Raw genomic sequence first — 15,737 nt, forward strand, 5'->3', positions numbered from 1 at the left:
TAACTCCACCGGAAACACGGTGGAACCCGTGTGATCACAGGGCCGGAACCCCATGAGAATGGATGTTCGATTTTCGTGTCAAGCGCACCACGCGGGAGGGGGCACCTCGCCCTGCAGCATCCGCCGCCGCACTCCCCCATCATGACAAACAGCGCTTTTCGCCCAGCCGGGCCCAGCGGGACAGGGCCGGGTCGAGCCCGTCCGGGCCGTTCCCGTCCGGGCCGTTCCCGTCCGAGCCGTTCCCGTCCGGGAACGGGGGTCAGGAACGGTCGGGGTCCGCGCCGGGCGGCACCGCGGCGCCCTGGCCGCGGGTCTGGTGCCGGCCGTGGACCCGCGGGTCGTCCGTGACGTCGTAACGCTTCACATAGGCGCCGAGGAACGCCTGGAGGGTCGCCACCGCGGGGATCGCGATGAGGGCGCCGACCGCACCCATGAGCGCGGTGCCCGCGATCACCGAGCCGAAGGCGACCGCGGGGTGGATGTCCACGGTCTTGGCCGTGAGCTTGGGCTGCAGCACGTAGTTCTCGAATTGCTGGTAGATCACCACGAACCCGAGCACCCACACCGCGTACCAGGGGTTGACGGTGAAGGCGAGCAGCATCGGCAGGGCCCCGGCCAGGTAGGTGCCGATGGTGGGGATGAACTGCGAGACCAGGCCCACCCAGACGGCCAGGGCCGGGGCGTAGGGGACGCCCAGGATCTGCAGCAGGACGTAGTGCGCGACGCCGGAGACGAGCGCCATGAGGCCGCGCGAATAGAGGTAGCCGCCGGTCTTGTCGACCGCGATTTCCCAGGCGCGCAGCACCTCGGCCTGGCGGGCCGGGGGCAGTACGGAGCAGACCGTCCGGCGCAGCCGGGGGCCGTCGGCGGCGAAGTAGAACGAGAACAGGAAGATCGTCAGCAGCCGGAACAGGCCGCCGAGGACGGTGGCGGAGACGTCGAGGACGCCGGTCGCGCTGTTCTGGACGTATTTCTGCAGCCAGTCGGAGTGCAGGAGGCTGTCCTGCACCTCGACGCGCGAGAGCTCCGTGTGGAACGTGTGGTTGACCCAGTTGATCACCGAGTCGAGGTATTTGGGGAACTGCTCGACCATGTCGACGATCTGGCCCGCGAGCATGGAGCCGAGGAGTACGACGAAGCCGATCGTGGCGATCAGGAGGGCGAGGAAGACCAGGAAGGTCGCCAGGCCGCGGCGCATGCCGCGGGCCGCCATTCTGCCGACGGCGGGCTCCATGGCGAGCGCCACGAAGAACGCGATCAGGATGTTGATCAACAGGCCGATGAGCTGGTGGAAGGCCCAGCTGCCCAGTTGGAAGCAGGCGTAGAGGGCGAGCACGAGGACCACGGCGCGCGGCAGCCAGCGGGGCATGCGCGCGGGGCCGCCGGACCCGAGGAGCCCCCGTGGGGGTGCGCCGGGGGCGGGTGCGTCGTCGCCGCGTGGACCCGGCGGGCGGCCGGCGCCACGGCTGGTGTCGGCGTGGACCTCGCGGTCGGGTGCGGCCTCGCGGTCGGATTCTGTCCTGCGGTGGGCGTCGGCCTCGCGGTCGGCTTCTGCGTCGGCTTCGCGTTCGTCGGTGTTGATCTCGTCAGTCGGTGCCACGGGGCAAGTCTCGCGCATACATCCGACAGCGGGTCACCACGTCGGGCGCCGCCCGGTGCCCGGGGGCGGTTCGTCAGCCGGGGCCGTGCGCGTCACTCGAAGGCGTCCTGCTTCACCGTCTGTCCGCGGGGACGTCGACGGCGGCGCAGACCGCGCGCCACACGTCCTTGGCCTCCCAGCCCGCGTCGAGCGCCTCGTGCACGGTGCGTCCGCCCAGCTCGGTCATCACATGGTCGCGTGCGAAGGAGTCCGCGTATCCGGCGCCGAAGTGGTCGGCCATCCGCTCCCAGAAAATCGTCAACCGCATGACATCAGTATCCCGCCCCTGAGAGTGCAGCCCGGTCCGTAGGGCTTGTCCGTCGCTCTGCGGGCCCTACCGTCTCAAACATGGCTGGTTCCGGAGCATCCCCGCACTCCCCCGACTCCCCGCAGGCGCGCGCCGAGCACTTCATCTGGCTGACGGCCAGGGTGCTCGAGCAGCGCCGGTTCGCCTTCCACTTCCTCGGCGGGAACGCCGACGCGGTGGAAGCGGCGCTCTCCGCCTACGAGGGCGCCGACGGCGGCTACGGCCACGCGCTCGAACCCGATCTGCGCGGCCCCGTCAGCCAGCCCCTGCACACCGCGCACGCGCTGCGGGTCCTGGACTCGGTGGGCCGGCTCGGCGGGCGGCGTGTGGAGCGGGTGTGCCGTTATCTGACGGACGTGTCCACCAGGGACGGGGCGCTGCCCGCGCTTCACCCTTCCCAGCGCGGCTACCCGGCGGCGCCGTTCGTTCCCGTCGTCGACGATCCGCCCAGCGCCCTGCTGGCGACCGGACCCGTGGTGGGGCTGCTCCACCGCAACCAGGTGTGGCACGCGTGGCTCTTCCGGGCGACCGACTTCTGCTGGGCCGCCGTGGACGCGCTGGAGACGTCGCATCCGTACGAGGTGGAGGCCGCGGTCGCCTTCCTGGACGGCGCGCCCGACCGTGCGCGGGCCGAGGCGGCCGCGGACCGGCTCGGCCGTCTCGTCAGGGATCAGGGGCTGGCGGTGCTCGATCCGGCGCGGCTCGACCAGTGGCCGCTGTCGCCGGGGTACGCCCCGGGCGAGCACCATTTTCCGCACGACTACGCGCGCGTGCCCGGGTCGCTGGCCCGGCGCTGGTTCACCGACGAGGAGATGGGGCGCTCGCTGGATCATCTGGAGGCGGAGCAGCGGGAGGACGGCGGCTGGCCGATCCGTTGGCGGGCGTGGGCGCCGGGTACGGCTCTGGAGTGCCGTCCCATGGTGACGATCGAGGCGTTGCGTACGCTGCGCGCCTACGGCCGCGGTGTCGGCTGACCGGGGCCGGGCCGCGGCCGGTGGGGGTCATCCGCCCAGGGCCCGTACGCCCGCGGTGACGAGTACGGCGGCGCCGACGATCACGAGGAACGGGGCGCGGATCACGAGGGCGACGGCGGCCGCCGCGAGTCCGGCGGCGCGGGCGTCGAGCTGGACGTGGTGGCCGGTGCTGAAGGTCTGCTGGGCGGTGAGCGCGGCGAGCAGTGCCACGGGCAGCAGCGCGGCGAGTCGTTTGACCAGCGGGCGTTCCAGGGTGCCCGCGGGGATGAGCAGGCCGAGGAGTTTGACGAGGTAGCAGCCGACGGCGGTGGCCGTGATGGCGATCCAGATGGTCAACGTGTGTCTCCCTTGGGCGAGTTCCCGTCCGTGGGGTGGGGGCGCCGGTCGTCGGCGGTGTCCTGGGGTGCGGGGCGGGGGCCGGTCGCGGCTCGGGCGGCGCGGCCTTTGAGGAAGAGCACGGCGGGTGCGGCGAGCGCGGCGGCCAGGACGGGCACTCCGGCGGGCAGCACCGGCACGAGGCCCAGGACGAGGGCGACGGCGAGGGCGGCCGTGACGCGTTCGGTGGTGGTCTTGAGCATGGGTGCGAGCAGGGCGAGGAAGACGGCGGGGCTCGCGGCGTCGAGTCCCCAGGCGCCGGTGTCGCCGAGGGCCCGGGTGCCGAGGGCGCCGGCGAACGTGGTGAGGTTCCACAGCGCGTAGAGGCTGAGGCCGGTGACGGTGAAGCCGATCCGTGCGGCTCTGCGGGTCGGCTGGGCGAGGGTGACCGCGGTGGTTTCGTCGATCACCCATTGGGCGGCGAGGGGGCGCACCATGGGGGGCAGGTTGAGCAGTTGCGACAGGCGCAGTCCGTAGAAGGCGTTGCGTACGCCGAGGAAGAAGGCGCCGGCTGCCGCGGTGTAGGGGTTTCCGCCGGCGGCGAGGGCGCCGACGAGCGCGAACTGGGATGCGCCGGTGAAGACGAGCAGGCTGAGCGCGCACGTCTGGAGGAGGCTGATGCCCGATCCGGCGGAGGTCACGCCGAAGGCGAAGCCGGAGAGGCCGACGGCCACGCCGACGCCGAGGGCGTCGCGGACGACGGCCGCGTCGGGCCGGCCGGCGCTCTCGCCGGCCGCTGCGGTCCCGCCGCTCTCGGCGGTCCCGCCCGCCTCCAGAGGCTCTGCGGCCTCTGCGGTCTCTGCGGATATGTCCGGGGGTGCTGTCTGTTCTGCTGCCACGACGTGGACGTTAGAAGAAGGCGGTGTCGTCGTTCTTGTACGTTCTTGCGCGCTCGCGGCGGTAGGCGCCGGGTGTGACGCCGACGATGCGGGTGAAGTGGCGGTTGAGGTGGGGCTGGTCGCTGAAGCCCACGGCGACGGCGGTCTCGGCGGGCGCGGTCCCGGCGTCCAGGAGGAGCCGGGCGCGGCGTACGCGTTCGCCGGTGAGCCAGGCGTGCGGCGGGAGTCCATACTCCGCTTTGAAGGCGCGCAGCAGCGCGAAGGGGCTCGTGCCGAGTTCGTTGGCGAGTTGTTCGAGGGAGGGCGGGGCGGCGAGGCGCTGCTCCAGGAGGAGTCTGGCCGTGGCGGCCGCGGCGGCGCCCGCCGACCGGGCGGTCCGTTCGGGCAGGGCGCGGCCGTGGCGGCGCAGCAGCCGGGCGACGGCGATGCGGAACACGCTGTCGGCGGCCAGGGCGTTGCCGTGTTCGGCGGCGCGGTGCACTTCCTGGATGAGCAGGGCGGTGTCGGGGTCCTCGACGATGGTCTCGGCGAATCCCGGGGTGCCGCGCAGGGTGGTGGTCTCGGCGGCGATGTCGGTGATCAGCTGGGCCGAGGGGTAGAGCGTGGCGTACGTCCAGCCTTCGGGGGTTCCGGCGTGGGCGGCGTGCGGGACCTCGGGGTTGATCATGACGACGGTGCCGGGTTGTGCCCTGATCGTTTCGCCGGGCAGGACCACGTCCTCGATGCCGGTGCGTACGGCGCCGAAGACGAATCCTTCGTGGGAGTGGCGGGGGAAGGCGTGGCGCACGTATCTGGCGCGGAGCAGGTCGAGGCCGGGCAGCTCGGCGTGCTGCCAGTGCCGTGCCCACTCCTCGATTGCGTCCACACCGTCCACACGTTCATTTTCGCAGCTCCGGGCCATTGTCAGTGGGTGGGTGCACGATGGGGACCATGGCACGGACAGCGCTGGACTCCTTCTCGCCCGCGACGCGCGGCTGGTTCACGGGGGCTTTCACCGCGCCCACCGCGGCTCAGGAGGGGGCCTGGAGGGCGATCGCGGAGGGTTCCGACGTCCTGGTGGTCGCTCCGACGGGCTCCGGCAAGACGCTCGCTGCTTTTCTCGCCGCGCTCGACCGGCTGGCCGCGGTTCCCGCGCCCGCGGAGGCGAAGAAGCGGTGCCGGGTGCTGTATGTGTCTCCGCTGAAGGCTCTCGCGGTCGATGTGGAGCGCAATCTGCGGTCGCCACTGACGGGGATCCGTCAGGAGTCGGTGCGTCTGGGGCTGCCTGAGCCGGAGGTCCGGGTCGGTATCCGCTCGGGTGACACGCCGCCCGCGGAGCGGCGTGCGCTGTCCACGCGGCCGCCGGACATTTTGATCACCACGCCCGAGTCGCTGTTCTTGATGCTGACGTCGGCCGCGCGTGAGGCGCTGGCGGGTGTCGAGACGGTGATCCTGGACGAGGTGCACGCGGTGGCCGGCACCAAGCGGGGCGCTCATCTGGCGCTGTCCTTGGAGCGGTTGGACGAGTTGCTTGCCCGGCCGGCGCGCCGGATCGGGCTGTCGGCGACGGTGCGTCCGGTGGACGAGGTGGCGCGGTATCTCTCTCCGCAGCGCAAGGTCGAGATCGTGCAGCCGCCGTCGGCGAAGGAGTTCGACCTGTCGGTGGTGGTGCCGGTGGAGGACTTGGGTGAGCTGGCCGGTTCTCCGGCGGCCGACGCCGGTGAGGGGGCGGAGAAGCCGTCGATCTGGCCCCATGTCGAGGAGCGCATCGTCGACTTGGTGCAGGCGCACCGCTCCACGATCGTGTTCGCCAACTCGCGTCGTCTCGCGGAGCGTCTGTGCAACCGGCTCAATGAGATCGCCTATGAACGTGCGATGGGCGTGCCGCTGCCCCAGGAGCATTCGCCGGCGGATCTGATGGGTGGTTCGGGTGCGGCGGCCGGGGCGCCCGCGCTGCTCGCCAAGGCGCACCACGGTTCGGTGTCCAAGGAGCAGCGGGCCGTCGTCGAGGAGGATTTGAAGGCGGGCCGCATTCCGGCGGTGGTGGCCACGTCCAGTCTTGAGCTGGGTATCGACATGGGTGCGGTCGATCTGGTGGTGCAGGTCGAGTCGCCGCCGTCGGTGGCCTCCGGGCTGCAGCGGGTGGGGCGGGCGGGCCATCAGGTGGGTGCGGTGTCCACCGGTGTGGTGTTTCCCAAGTACCGGGGGGATCTGGTCCAGTCGGCGGTGGTGACGGAGCGGATGCGGTCGGGGGCGATCGAGTCGTTGCGCGTTCCGTCCAATCCGCTGGATGTGCTGGCTCAGCAGCTGGTCGCGATGACCGCGCTCGACACGTGGCAGGTGGACGATCTGCTGGCGCTGGTGCGGCGGGCCGCGCCGTTCGCCTCGCTTCCCGAGTCGGCGTTCACGGCGGTTCTGGACATGCTGGCGGGCCGCTATCCCTCCGACGCGTTCGCGGAGCTGCGTCCGCGGGTGGTGTGGGACCGGGTGGGGGGCACGGTGACCGGCCGTCCCGGGGCCCAGCGGCTCGCCGTCACGTCGGGCGGCACCATTCCCGACCGTGGCCTGTTCGGCGTGTTCCTGGCGGGGGCGGACCCGAAGAAGGGCGGCGGCCGGGTCGGGGAGCTCGATGAGGAGATGGTGTACGAGTCGCGGGTGGGCGACGTCTTCACGCTGGGCACCACGTCGTGGCGGATCGAGGACATCACCCGTGACCGGGTCCTGGTGTCGCCGGCGCCCGGGGTGCCGGGCCGGCTGCCGTTCTGGAAGGGCGACCAGCTGGGGCGGCCTTTGGAGCTGGGCCGGGCGCTGGGTGCGTTCTTGCGGGAGGTCGGTTCGATGGCTCCCGACGATGCGAGGCTGCGTCTGTCGAGCGCGGGCCTCGACGCGTGGGCGGCGGACAATGTGATCGGCTATCTCGACGAGCAGCGCCGTGCCTGCGGTCACATTCCCGACGACCGGACGATCCTGGTCGAGCGGTTCCGTGACGAGCTCGGTGACTGGCGCGTCGTCATCCACTCCCCTTTCGGGGCGCAGGTGCACGCCCCTTGGGCGCTGGCTCTGGGCGCCCGGCTGGCGGAGCGGTACGGCATGGACGCGCAGGTGATGCACGCGGACGACGGCATCGTGCTGCGGTTGCCGGACGCCGACATGATGGGCCTCGACCTCCTCGATCGCGATCCGGCGCACCTCGATTCCACGTATGACGGCGAGCAGGCCCCGGTGGGGGCCGCGGACACGGTCTTCGACAAGGGGGAGATCGAGCAGATCGTCACCGATCAGGTGGGCAGTTCCGCGTTGTTCGCCTCCCGGTTCCGTGAGTGTGCCGCTCGGGCGCTGCTGTTGCCGCGGCGCAGTCCGGGCAAGCGGACCCCGTTGTGGCAGCAGCGGCAGCGGGCGGCTCAACTGCTGCAGGTGGCGAGCGAGTTCGGGTCGTTCCCGATTGTTCTGGAGGCGGTGCGCGAGTGCCTTCAGGACGTCTTCGACGTGCCTGGTCTGACCGAGCTGATGGGTGATCTGGAGGCGCGCAGGGTGCGCCTGGTGGAGGTCACCACGCCGGAGCCGTCGCCGTTCGCGCGTTCTCTGCTGTTCGGTTATGTCGCGCAGTTCCTGTACGAGGGTGATTCGCCGCTGGCCGAGCGGCGGGCCGCCGCGCTGTCCCTGGACTCGCGTCTGCTGGCCGAGCTGCTCGGCCGGGCGGAGCTGCGTGAGCTGCTGGACGCCGATGTCCTGTCCGAGCTGGAGCGGGAGCTTCAGTGGCTCACCGAGGATCGTCGCATCAAGGACGGTGAGGGTGTCGCCGATCTGCTGCGGGTGCTGGGGCCGCTCACGGACGCCGAGTTGGCGGCCCGTGGCGCCGAGCCGGGCTGGGCGCCCGAGCTGGAGGCCGCGCGCCGCGCGTTGCGGGTGCGGATCGCCGGCTCCGACCACTGGGCGGCGATCGAGGACGCGGGCCGGCTGAGGGACGCGCTCGGCACGGCTCTGCCGGTCGGTGTCCCGGAGGCGTTCACCGAGCCGGTGAAGGATCCGCTGGGCGATCTGCTGTCGCGCCATGCGCGCACGCACGGCCCGTTCACGTCGGCGGACGCCGCGGCCCGGTTCGGCCTCGGCGCGGCGGTCACGGACGGCGCTCTGCAGCGTCTCGCGGCGTCGGGGCGGGTCGTGCAGGGCGAGTTCCATCCGGCGGGCATCGGGCAGGAGTGGTGCGACGCGACGATCCTGCGCAGGCTGCGCCGGCGTTCTCTGGCGGCGCTTCGTCAGGAGCTGGAACCGGTGCCGCCCGCGGCGCTCGCCAGTTTCCTGCCTTCCTGGCAGCACGTGGGCGGCAGTGCGCTGCGTGGCATCGACGGGTTGGCGCGCGCCGTGGAGCAGTTGCAGGGTGCCGCCGTGCCGGCGTCGGCGCTGGAGAAGCTGATCCTGCCGTCGCGGGTGTCCAACTACGGTGCGGCGCTCTTGGACGAGCTCACCACGACGGGCGAGGTCGTGTGGGCGGGGGCGGGCGCGCTGCCCGGCAAGGACGGCTGGATCTCCCTCTACCTCGCCGACACGGCCCCGCTTCTGCTGCCGCCCGCTCATCCGCTGGAACTGACCGCGCTCCACGAGTCGGTGCTGGCCGCGCTGGCGCCCGGTTACGGCCTGTTCTTCCGTCAGCTCGCCGACCAGGTCCGCGCCACCACCCACCCGGAGGCGAGTGATCCTCAACTCGCCGACGCGATCTGGGACTTGACGTGGTCGGGCCGGCTCACCAACGACACGTTGGCGCCGCTGCGCTCGGTGCTGGGGTCCGGACGCACCGCGGGGTCCACCGCGCACCGCGCCAGGCGGCCCGTGCCGCGCGGCCGTTACGGCACTCTGGCGTCCGCGGCCCGCACGGCTTCGCGTAGCGGGCCGCCGACCGTGTCGGGCCGCTGGTCGCTGCTCCCGTCCCGCGAACCCGATCCGACGCACCGCGCCCATGCCCTGGCCCGAGCCCTTCTGGACCGGCACGGTGTGGTCACCCGGGGCGCCGTGCAGGCCGAGGGGGTGGAGGGCGGTTTCTCGGCGACGTACCGGATCCTCGCCGCGTTCGAGGACAGCGGTCAGGCTCGGCGGGGCTATGTGGTCGAGGGGCTCGGCGCCGCCCAGTTCGCGATGGACGGTGCGGTCGACCGGCTGAGGGCGGCCGCCGCCGCGCGGGACCGCGGCAGCGACGCGCAGACCGCTCCGCAGGCGATCGTCCTGGCGGCCGCCGACCCGGCCAATGCGTACGGTGCGGCGCTGCCCTGGCCCGAGCCGCCGGGGGGCGCCGGGCACAAGCCGGGCCGCAAGGCGGGTTCCATGGTCGTTCTCGTCGACGGCGAGCTCGTGCTGTATCTGGAGCGGGGCGGCAAGTCGCTGCTCGCCTGGGCGAGCGAGCCGGACGATCCGGCGCTGACCGCCGCGGCGCAGTCCCTCGCGGGGTCGGCGCGGGCGGGGCGGCTGGGCACCGTCACCGTGGAGCGGGCCAATGGGGATCCCGCGCTGACGTCGCCGATCGCCCGCACCCTGGAGGCGGCCGGCTTCGTCGCGACCCCGAAGGGGCTGCGCCTGCGCCCTTGAGCCCACCGGGCACCGGCCCGCCCGGCGCAGGCACCGGCCACCGGCCACCGGCCACCGGCACCCGCACCCGCACCCGCACCCGCACCCGACATCCCCGGCACAGGCGAGCCCCCCGCCGTCATTCCCGGCACAATTGACCCATGCCCGAAGGCGACACCGTTCATCAGGCCGCGGGGCGACTGCACGCCGCGTTGGCCGGCCAGGTCCTCACCCGCTCCGACCTGCGGGTGCCGCGATTCGCCACGGCGGATCTGACCGGGCGCGGCGTGCTGGACGTGACGCCGCGAGGAAAGCATCTCCTGGCGCGGATCGAGGGCGGTCTCACCCTGCACTCCCACCTCCGGATGGACGGGTCCTGGCGGATCTTCACGCCCGGCGAGCGGTGGAACGGGGGGCCCGCGCACCAGATCCGGGCGATCCTGGGGAACACCGGGCACACCGCGGTCGGCTACCGGCTGCCCGTGCTCGAACTGCTCCGCACCAGGGACGAGGCCAGGGCGGTCGGCCACCTGGGTCCCGATCTGCTCGGCCCCGACTGGGACGCGGACGTCGCCCTGCGCAACCTCCTCCAGGACCCCGCCCGCCCCGTGGGTGAGGCCCTGCTCGACCAGCGCAATCTGGCCGGCGTCGGCAATGTGTTCAAGTCGGAGATCTGTTTCGCGCTGCGGGTGGTGCCGTGGCTGGCGGTCGGCGCGGTCCCCTGCCCCGAGCGCCTGGTGGCGACCGCGAAACAGCTCCTGGAGGCCAACAAGGACCGGCCGGTGCGTCAGACGTACATCTACGGCCGGGCCGGCCGGTCGTGTCCGCGCTGCCGCACCCCGATCCGTACCGCCGCGCAGCGCGACCCGGCCGGCCGCGAACGCCCCACCTACTGGTGCCCCAAGTGCCAGCCCGCGCCCGCCCTTTGACGGTCCGCCGTCGCCGCGGACCCGCGGTGCTCCTCCGCTGCCCCGCCGGCGTCCCGGGCGGCCCCGGGGAGAGCCCCGCACACTTATTGACGGCCCGTCAGATCCGGTCGTACCGTCCCGGCATGGCTCTCACGGCGTACGACCTCAGCGACCGCACGGCCTTCGTCACGGGCGCGGCCAGCGGGATAGGGCGCGCGAGCGCGGTGCTCCTGGCGGAGGCCGGCGCCCGGGTGCACTGTGCGGACCGCGACGAGGTGGGCCTGGCCGAGACCCGCGCCCTGATCGCCAAGGCGGGCGGCACCGCCTACGTCCACCCGCTCGACGTCGCCGACCGCGCCCAGGTCAGGGCCGCCGTGGAGGCGGCCGGCCCGGTCCATGTCCTGGCCGCGATCGCGGGCGTCATGCACACGAGCACGGTCCTCGACACCGAGGACGACGACCTGGACCGGGTGCTCGCCGTCAACTTCCGCGGGGTGCTCCACGCCTGCCAGGAGGCGGCCCGCACGATGATCGCCCACGGTGTCCGGGGCTCCATCGTCACCATGGCCTCGGGAGCCATGGACTCCGCGCGGCCCGGCCTGTTCTGCTACAGCGTCTCCAAGGCAGCGGTGGTGCAGCTGACCAAGACCCTCGCCTCGGAGCTCGGCCCGCACGGGATCCGCGTCAATGCCGTGGCCCCCGGCTGGGTCCGCACCCCGATGACCGACCAGCACGCGGCCGCGCAGCAGGAGCGGGTCGAGTCGATGATGGTGCGCCTCTCCCCGCTCGGCACGCTCGGCCGTCCCGAGGACGTCGCCCACGCCGTGCTGCACCTCGCGGCGGACGCGTCGGCGTTCACGACGGGGCAGATTCTGCGTCCGAACGGCGGCGTCGCGATGCCCTGGTAGGGCGCGGCCGCGTGGCCGGCAGGGCCGCCACATGCACCGGCAGCAGGCTCAGCCCCCATCCGCCGGCGACCATCGCCCCTTCGGCGAATCCGGTCTGGCCGGGCACGAGGACGAGCCGCAGCGCGGCCCACCACCACAGCGCCGCGACCACCAGCGCGGGCACCCAACGCACCACCACCGTCATGGGCCGCCTCCTCGGGCCGACGCTAGACCGCCGGGCAACGCGCCGGGAGGGCGCACCGGGTGCAGGCCCGGCGCGCTCCATGTCCCCTCACGCTTCACTGCGGACGTCCCCGCCCTTGTGCGGTGCGGCCGCCTGCGGCACCGCACGGCCGCGTCCCGCGGCTCAGACGGTCTCGGCCTGGAACATCCAGGCGTGCTTCTCCAGGTCGGCGGTGAGGCCGATGAGGATGTCCTGGGTGATCGGGTCGGGCTCGTCGGTCGCCGCGATGCGTTCGCGCATCCGGCCGATCACCACGCCGAGGGCGTCCACGAGGACCTTCACGGCCTGGGTGTCCTTGGTCCAGCCTTCCGGCACGGTGGTGATCGCGGTCGACTTGGCGACCGTCCCCGACCGTCCGTCGGGGCTGACGCCGATCGCGGAGGCGCGCTCGGCCACGGTGTCCGAGTGGAGCCGCGCGGTGGTGACGACCTCGTCGAGCTGGAGGTGGACGGAGCGGAAACGCGGACCGACCACGTTCCAGTGCACTTGCTTGGCCACCAGCGAGAGGTCGACGAGATCCACCAGCGCACCCTGCAGAGCGTCGCCGACCACCTTGAGGTCGGCGTCGGACAGCGGGCTCTTGATGTAGGACATGCTTTTCCTCCACGTGGACGGGACGCACTCGGACGGAACGCCCGCGACCCCCGCACGAGGGGAAACACCCGTACGGGACATCCGGACGTATGCGCGATCTCCTACCACCCTGCCACAGAAGCCCCGAATCGGGCGCGGCGGGAAGACGACGGGACAGGGGCGGGGAAGGGGCGGGAAAGGGCTGAGCCCCGGCCGGTCACATGGACCGGCCGGGGCTCAGTGCAAGCCTGTGCGCGAACCCGAAGGTCAGGCCGCGACGACGTCCACCGCTTCCGCGGGCGCCTTGATCGTCACCCGCTCGGTCGGCACACCGGTCACCGACGTCACGGAAATCGAATTGAGCATCGGACGTACCGGCGCACGCACCGGCATCGGATCACTCGCTGCCGCAGAGGCAGCGAGCTCGGCGAGTGCCAGCTCGTCGCTCACTTCCCGCATGAGCTCGGACATCCGTACGTCAAGCGCGTCGCAGATCGCGGAGAGCAGCTCGGAGGATGCCTCCTTCTGCCCCCGCTCCACCTCGGAGAGATAGCCGAGTGAGACTCGGGCGGACGAGGAGACTTCGCGCAGAGTACGGCCCTGGCGCTGGCGCTGCCGACGCAGCACGTCACCCAGCAGGCGACGGAGCAGAATCATCGGTGGCTCCCTCCTCGGACCGCGTAGCCGCATCCTTCACGCCCCACCGTACCGCCTCGCGCCGCGGCCGTGCGGGGAGCGATGTCGTGTTCACTCAGGGCTGCAAACATCAAATCCCCCCGTTCTGTTCCGTATCCTGTGCCCGCCCAGCCTTGCGGAGTTCACTGGAGAGCAGTTCGAGCACGCTGCGTACACTCTCTCTACGAATTTCCGCCCGGTCGCCGTTCAACCTCAATGGGACGGTTTTCTTGGCCCCCGCCGGGCCAACGGCCGAAACGTATACCGTCCCGACCGGCTTGCCGTCCTGCGGTTCGGGCCCGGCGACGCCCGTGGTCGCGATGCCCCAGTCCGCGCCGAGCGCCTCGCGCACCCCCGCCGCCATCTGCAGCGCAACGTCGGGATCGACCGCCCCGCGCTCGTCGAGCAGGGCCGCGTGCACGCCCAGGACGTTCGCCTTGAGCTCGGTGGCGTACGCCGTCACGGACCCGCGGAAGGCGCGCGAGGCGCCGGGCACCGAGGTGAGCTCGGCCGCCACGAGGCCGCCCGTGAGGGACTCCGCGACCGCCAGCGTCTGGTCACGCTCCGTGAGCAGTCGCAGGATCCGGGGCGCTTCGCTCACGACGCCGGTCCTCCGTCGGCGCGCTGCGCGGCGAGCCCCTGGCGCCTCAGGACGATCGCCTGGCGCACGTAGTCGAGCCCCGTGACGACCGTGAGGACCACGGCGAGGGCCATCACCCAGAACCGGAGGGTGGCCAGGGGGCCGGTCAGGGCGAGGACGTACATGCCGGTCGCGGTGCCCTGGGCCAGGGTCTTGAGCTTGCCGCCGCGGCTGGCCGGAATCACACCGTGCCGAATGACCCAGAAACGCATGAGCGTGATGCCCAGTTCCCGGAAGAGGATGATGCCGGTGACCCACCAGGGCAGGTCGCCGAGGAGGGAGAGGCAGATCAACGCGGCGCCCATGATCGCCTTGTCGGCGATCGGGTCGGCGATCTTCCCGAAGTCGGTGACCAGGTTGTACGTGCGCGCCAGGTGTCCGTCGAAGATGTCCGTGATCATGGCGACGGCGAAGGCCGCCCAGGCCCAGGCCCGCATCCCCGGGTCGTATCCGCCGTCCGCGAGGAGCAGCATCACGAAGCCGGGCACCAGGACGAGCCGGATCATGGTGAGGATGTTGGCGATGTTCCAGAGGCTGGCCTGGTTGACGGCCGCAGCACCCAGCTTGCCGCCGGGCGCCGGCGCACGGCCGGTACCGCCCGCCGTCGACGCCGGGACTCCGGTCATCTGCCCGCCTCCTCAGCCCCGTCAAGCAACTCGACCACGAGGTCGACACCTTCGGTAGCGACCACCTTGGCCTCGACGATACGGCCGGGTGCAAGTCCCGCGCTCCCGGTGAAGATCACTTGGCCGTCGGTCTCGGGTGCCTGGTGCTCGGCGCGGCCGACCGCACCGTCCTCGTCGTCGATGCTTTCGACCAGGACGCGCACGGTGTCGCCGATGCGTTCCTCGGCGCGCTGCGCGGTGAGCTCCTCGGCCAGGCGCGACAGGTGGGCGAGTCGCTCGGCGATGGTGTCCTCGTCGAGCTTGTCGTCGTAACCGAGCGCTTCGGTGCCCTCTTCGTCGGAATAGCCGAAGACGCCGATCGCGTCGAGGCGGGCCGAGGTGAGGAAGCGTTCCAGCTCCTTGAAGTCCTCCTCGGTCTCTCCGGGGAAGCCGACGATGAAGTTGGAGCGCACGCCGGCGGTGGGGGCCTTGGCGCGGATCGTGTCGAGCAGTTCGAGGAACCGCTCGGTGTCGCCGAAGCGGCGCATCGCGCGCAGCACGGCGGGCGCCGAGTGCTGGAAGGAGAGGTCGAAGTAGGGCACGACCTTGTCGGTGGAGGTCAGCACGTCGATGAGGCCGGGCCGCATTTCGGCGGGCTGGAGGTAGCTGACCCGTACACGCTCGATGCCGTCGACGGCGGCGAGCTCGGGCAGCAGGGTCTCCAGGAGCCGGATGTCGCCGAGGTCCTTGCCGTAGGAGGTGTTGTTCTCGGAGACCAGCATGACCTCCTTGACGCCCTGCTCGGCCAGCCAGCGGGTCTCGCCGAGCACGTCGCTGGGGCGGCGCGAAATGAACGAGCCGCGGAAGGAGGGGATCGCGCAGAACGAGCAGCGGCGGTCGCAGCCGGAGGCGAGCTTCACGGAGGCGACGGGGCTGGTGTCGAGCCTGCGGCGCAGCGGGGCGCGCGGCCCGGAGGCGGGTGCGAGGCCTTCGGGGAGGTCCTCGGGCGGGGTGTCCTGCGCGTGTCCGGGCAGCGCCACGTCGGGGGCGCTCTGGCGGTCGGCGGGGCTGATGGGGAGCAGTTTGCGCCGGTCGCGCGGGGTGTGCGAGGCGTGGATGCCGCCGTTGAGGATGGTCTGGAGGCGGTCGGAGATGTCGGCGTAGTCGTCGAAGCCGAGGATGGCGTCGGCCTCGGGGAGCGCCTCGGCGAGGTCCTTGCCGTAGCGCTCGGCCATGCAGCCGACGGCGACGACGGCCTGGGTCTTGCCGTGATCCTTCAGATCGTTGGCTTCGAGGAGGGCGTCGACGGAGTCCTTCTTGGCGGCTTCGACGAATCCACAGGTGTTGACGACGGCGACGTCCGCGTCCGATGCGTCCTCGACGAGCTCCCAGCCGTCCGCTGCCAAGCGGCCTGCGAGCTCCTCCGAGTCCACCTCGTTACGGGCGCAGCCAAGAGTGACAAGGGCGACGGTGCGGCGTTCGGGCATGGACTCAAGACTACTTTGTCCTGGCCCACGCCCCCGCCGCGAGGGTCGT

The 15,737-nt window shown here is 72.1% G+C and carries 15 protein-coding genes; 4 read left to right on the forward strand and 11 right to left on the reverse strand.

The genetic code is table 11. The annotated features are described in order from the left end of the window. Nucleotides 1-259 precede the first annotated feature (259 nt). Complete coding sequence (locus tag OG432_RS07035; protein ID WP_328315032.1) at nt 260-1,369, reverse strand: AI-2E family transporter; 1,110 nt, start codon at nt 1,367-1,369, stop codon at nt 260-262. A 343-nt stretch (nt 1,370-1,712) separates the two neighbouring features. After that, nucleotides 1,713-1,907: a DUF3046 domain-containing protein gene (locus OG432_RS07040; RefSeq protein ID WP_328308823.1), complete on the reverse strand. Its 195-nt coding sequence runs from the start codon at nt 1,905-1,907 to the stop codon at nt 1,713-1,715. An 80-nt stretch (nt 1,908-1,987) separates the two neighbouring features. On the opposite strand from OG432_RS07040, the gene OG432_RS07045 reads away from it, so the two are divergent. Next, nucleotides 1,988-2,920, forward strand: a complete 933-nt coding sequence (locus OG432_RS07045; RefSeq protein ID WP_328308824.1) for a hypothetical protein — start codon at nt 1,988-1,990, stop codon at nt 2,918-2,920. Nucleotides 2,921-2,947: 27 nt separating this feature from the next. Here OG432_RS07045 and OG432_RS07050 read toward each other — a convergent pair whose 3' ends face one another. The 3 genes from OG432_RS07050 to OG432_RS07060 form a co-directional block, all read right to left on the reverse strand. Next, a complete protein-coding gene (locus tag OG432_RS07050) occupies nt 2,948-3,256 on the reverse strand; it encodes an AzlD domain-containing protein (RefSeq protein ID WP_328308827.1) in 309 nt (102 codons plus the stop codon). Continuing rightward, nucleotides 3,253-4,071, reverse strand: coding sequence for an AzlC family ABC transporter permease (locus OG432_RS07055; protein WP_328315033.1), 819 nt, complete (start codon nt 4,069-4,071; stop codon nt 3,253-3,255). The genes OG432_RS07050 and OG432_RS07055 overlap by 4 nt, the downstream gene beginning before the upstream one ends. Nucleotides 4,072-4,144: 73 nt before the next feature. Then, entirely contained in the window at nt 4,145-5,008 is an 864-nt protein-coding gene (locus tag OG432_RS07060; protein ID WP_328308829.1) for an AraC family transcriptional regulator, read from the reverse strand. Between the two features lie 56 nt (nt 5,009-5,064). Between OG432_RS07060 and OG432_RS07065 the strand changes: the two genes are divergently transcribed. From OG432_RS07065 to OG432_RS07075, 3 genes are all read left to right on the forward strand, one after another. Then, on the forward strand, nt 5,065-9,690 hold the full coding sequence (locus tag OG432_RS07065; RefSeq protein ID WP_328308831.1) for an ATP-dependent helicase: 4,626 nt from the start codon (nt 5,065-5,067) through the stop codon (nt 9,688-9,690). Nucleotides 9,691-9,830: 140 nt separating this feature from the next. Beyond that, on the forward strand, nt 9,831-10,598 hold the full coding sequence (locus tag OG432_RS07070; RefSeq protein WP_328308833.1) for an Fpg/Nei family DNA glycosylase: 768 nt from the start codon (nt 9,831-9,833) through the stop codon (nt 10,596-10,598). Between the two features lie 122 nt (nt 10,599-10,720). After that, nucleotides 10,721-11,485, forward strand: coding sequence for an SDR family NAD(P)-dependent oxidoreductase (locus OG432_RS07075; protein WP_328308835.1), 765 nt, complete (start codon nt 10,721-10,723; stop codon nt 11,483-11,485). Here the strand turns inward: OG432_RS07075 and OG432_RS07080 are convergent. The 6 genes from OG432_RS07080 to rimO all read right to left on the reverse strand — a co-directional run bounded on the left by OG432_RS07080 (nt 11,433) and on the right by rimO (nt 15,688). Beyond that, the gene (locus OG432_RS07080) at nt 11,433-11,663 is read right to left on the reverse strand and encodes a hypothetical protein (RefSeq protein ID WP_328315034.1); all 231 of its coding nucleotides are present in this window, start codon (nt 11,661-11,663) and stop codon (nt 11,433-11,435) included. The genes OG432_RS07075 and OG432_RS07080 overlap by 53 nt on opposite strands. Nucleotides 11,664-11,831: 168 nt before the next feature. Beyond that, nucleotides 11,832-12,302: a Dps family protein gene (locus tag OG432_RS07085; protein WP_328308837.1), complete on the reverse strand. Its 471-nt coding sequence runs from the start codon at nt 12,300-12,302 to the stop codon at nt 11,832-11,834. 246 nt (nt 12,303-12,548) lie between these two features. Further along, nucleotides 12,549-12,938 (reverse strand): helix-turn-helix domain-containing protein, encoded by a 390-nt coding sequence (locus OG432_RS07090; RefSeq protein ID WP_328308839.1) that lies wholly within the window; start codon nt 12,936-12,938, stop codon nt 12,549-12,551. 109 nt (nt 12,939-13,047) lie between these two features. Then, nucleotides 13,048-13,557 (reverse strand): CinA family protein, encoded by a 510-nt coding sequence (locus OG432_RS07095; protein WP_328308841.1) that lies wholly within the window; start codon nt 13,555-13,557, stop codon nt 13,048-13,050. Continuing rightward, nucleotides 13,554-14,222, reverse strand: a complete 669-nt coding sequence (pgsA, locus tag OG432_RS07100; RefSeq protein WP_328308843.1) for a CDP-diacylglycerol--glycerol-3-phosphate 3-phosphatidyltransferase — start codon at nt 14,220-14,222, stop codon at nt 13,554-13,556. Before pgsA ends, OG432_RS07095 begins: the two co-directional genes overlap by 4 nt. After that, nucleotides 14,219-15,688: a 30S ribosomal protein S12 methylthiotransferase RimO gene (gene rimO / locus OG432_RS07105; protein ID WP_328308845.1), complete on the reverse strand. Its 1,470-nt coding sequence runs from the start codon at nt 15,686-15,688 to the stop codon at nt 14,219-14,221. The genes pgsA and rimO overlap by 4 nt, the downstream gene beginning before the upstream one ends. Nucleotides 15,689-15,737 lie beyond the last annotated feature (49 nt).

This window comes from Streptomyces sp. NBC_00442, from assembly GCF_036014195.1.
Taxonomy (GTDB): Bacteria; Actinomycetota; Actinomycetes; order Streptomycetales; family Streptomycetaceae; genus Streptomyces.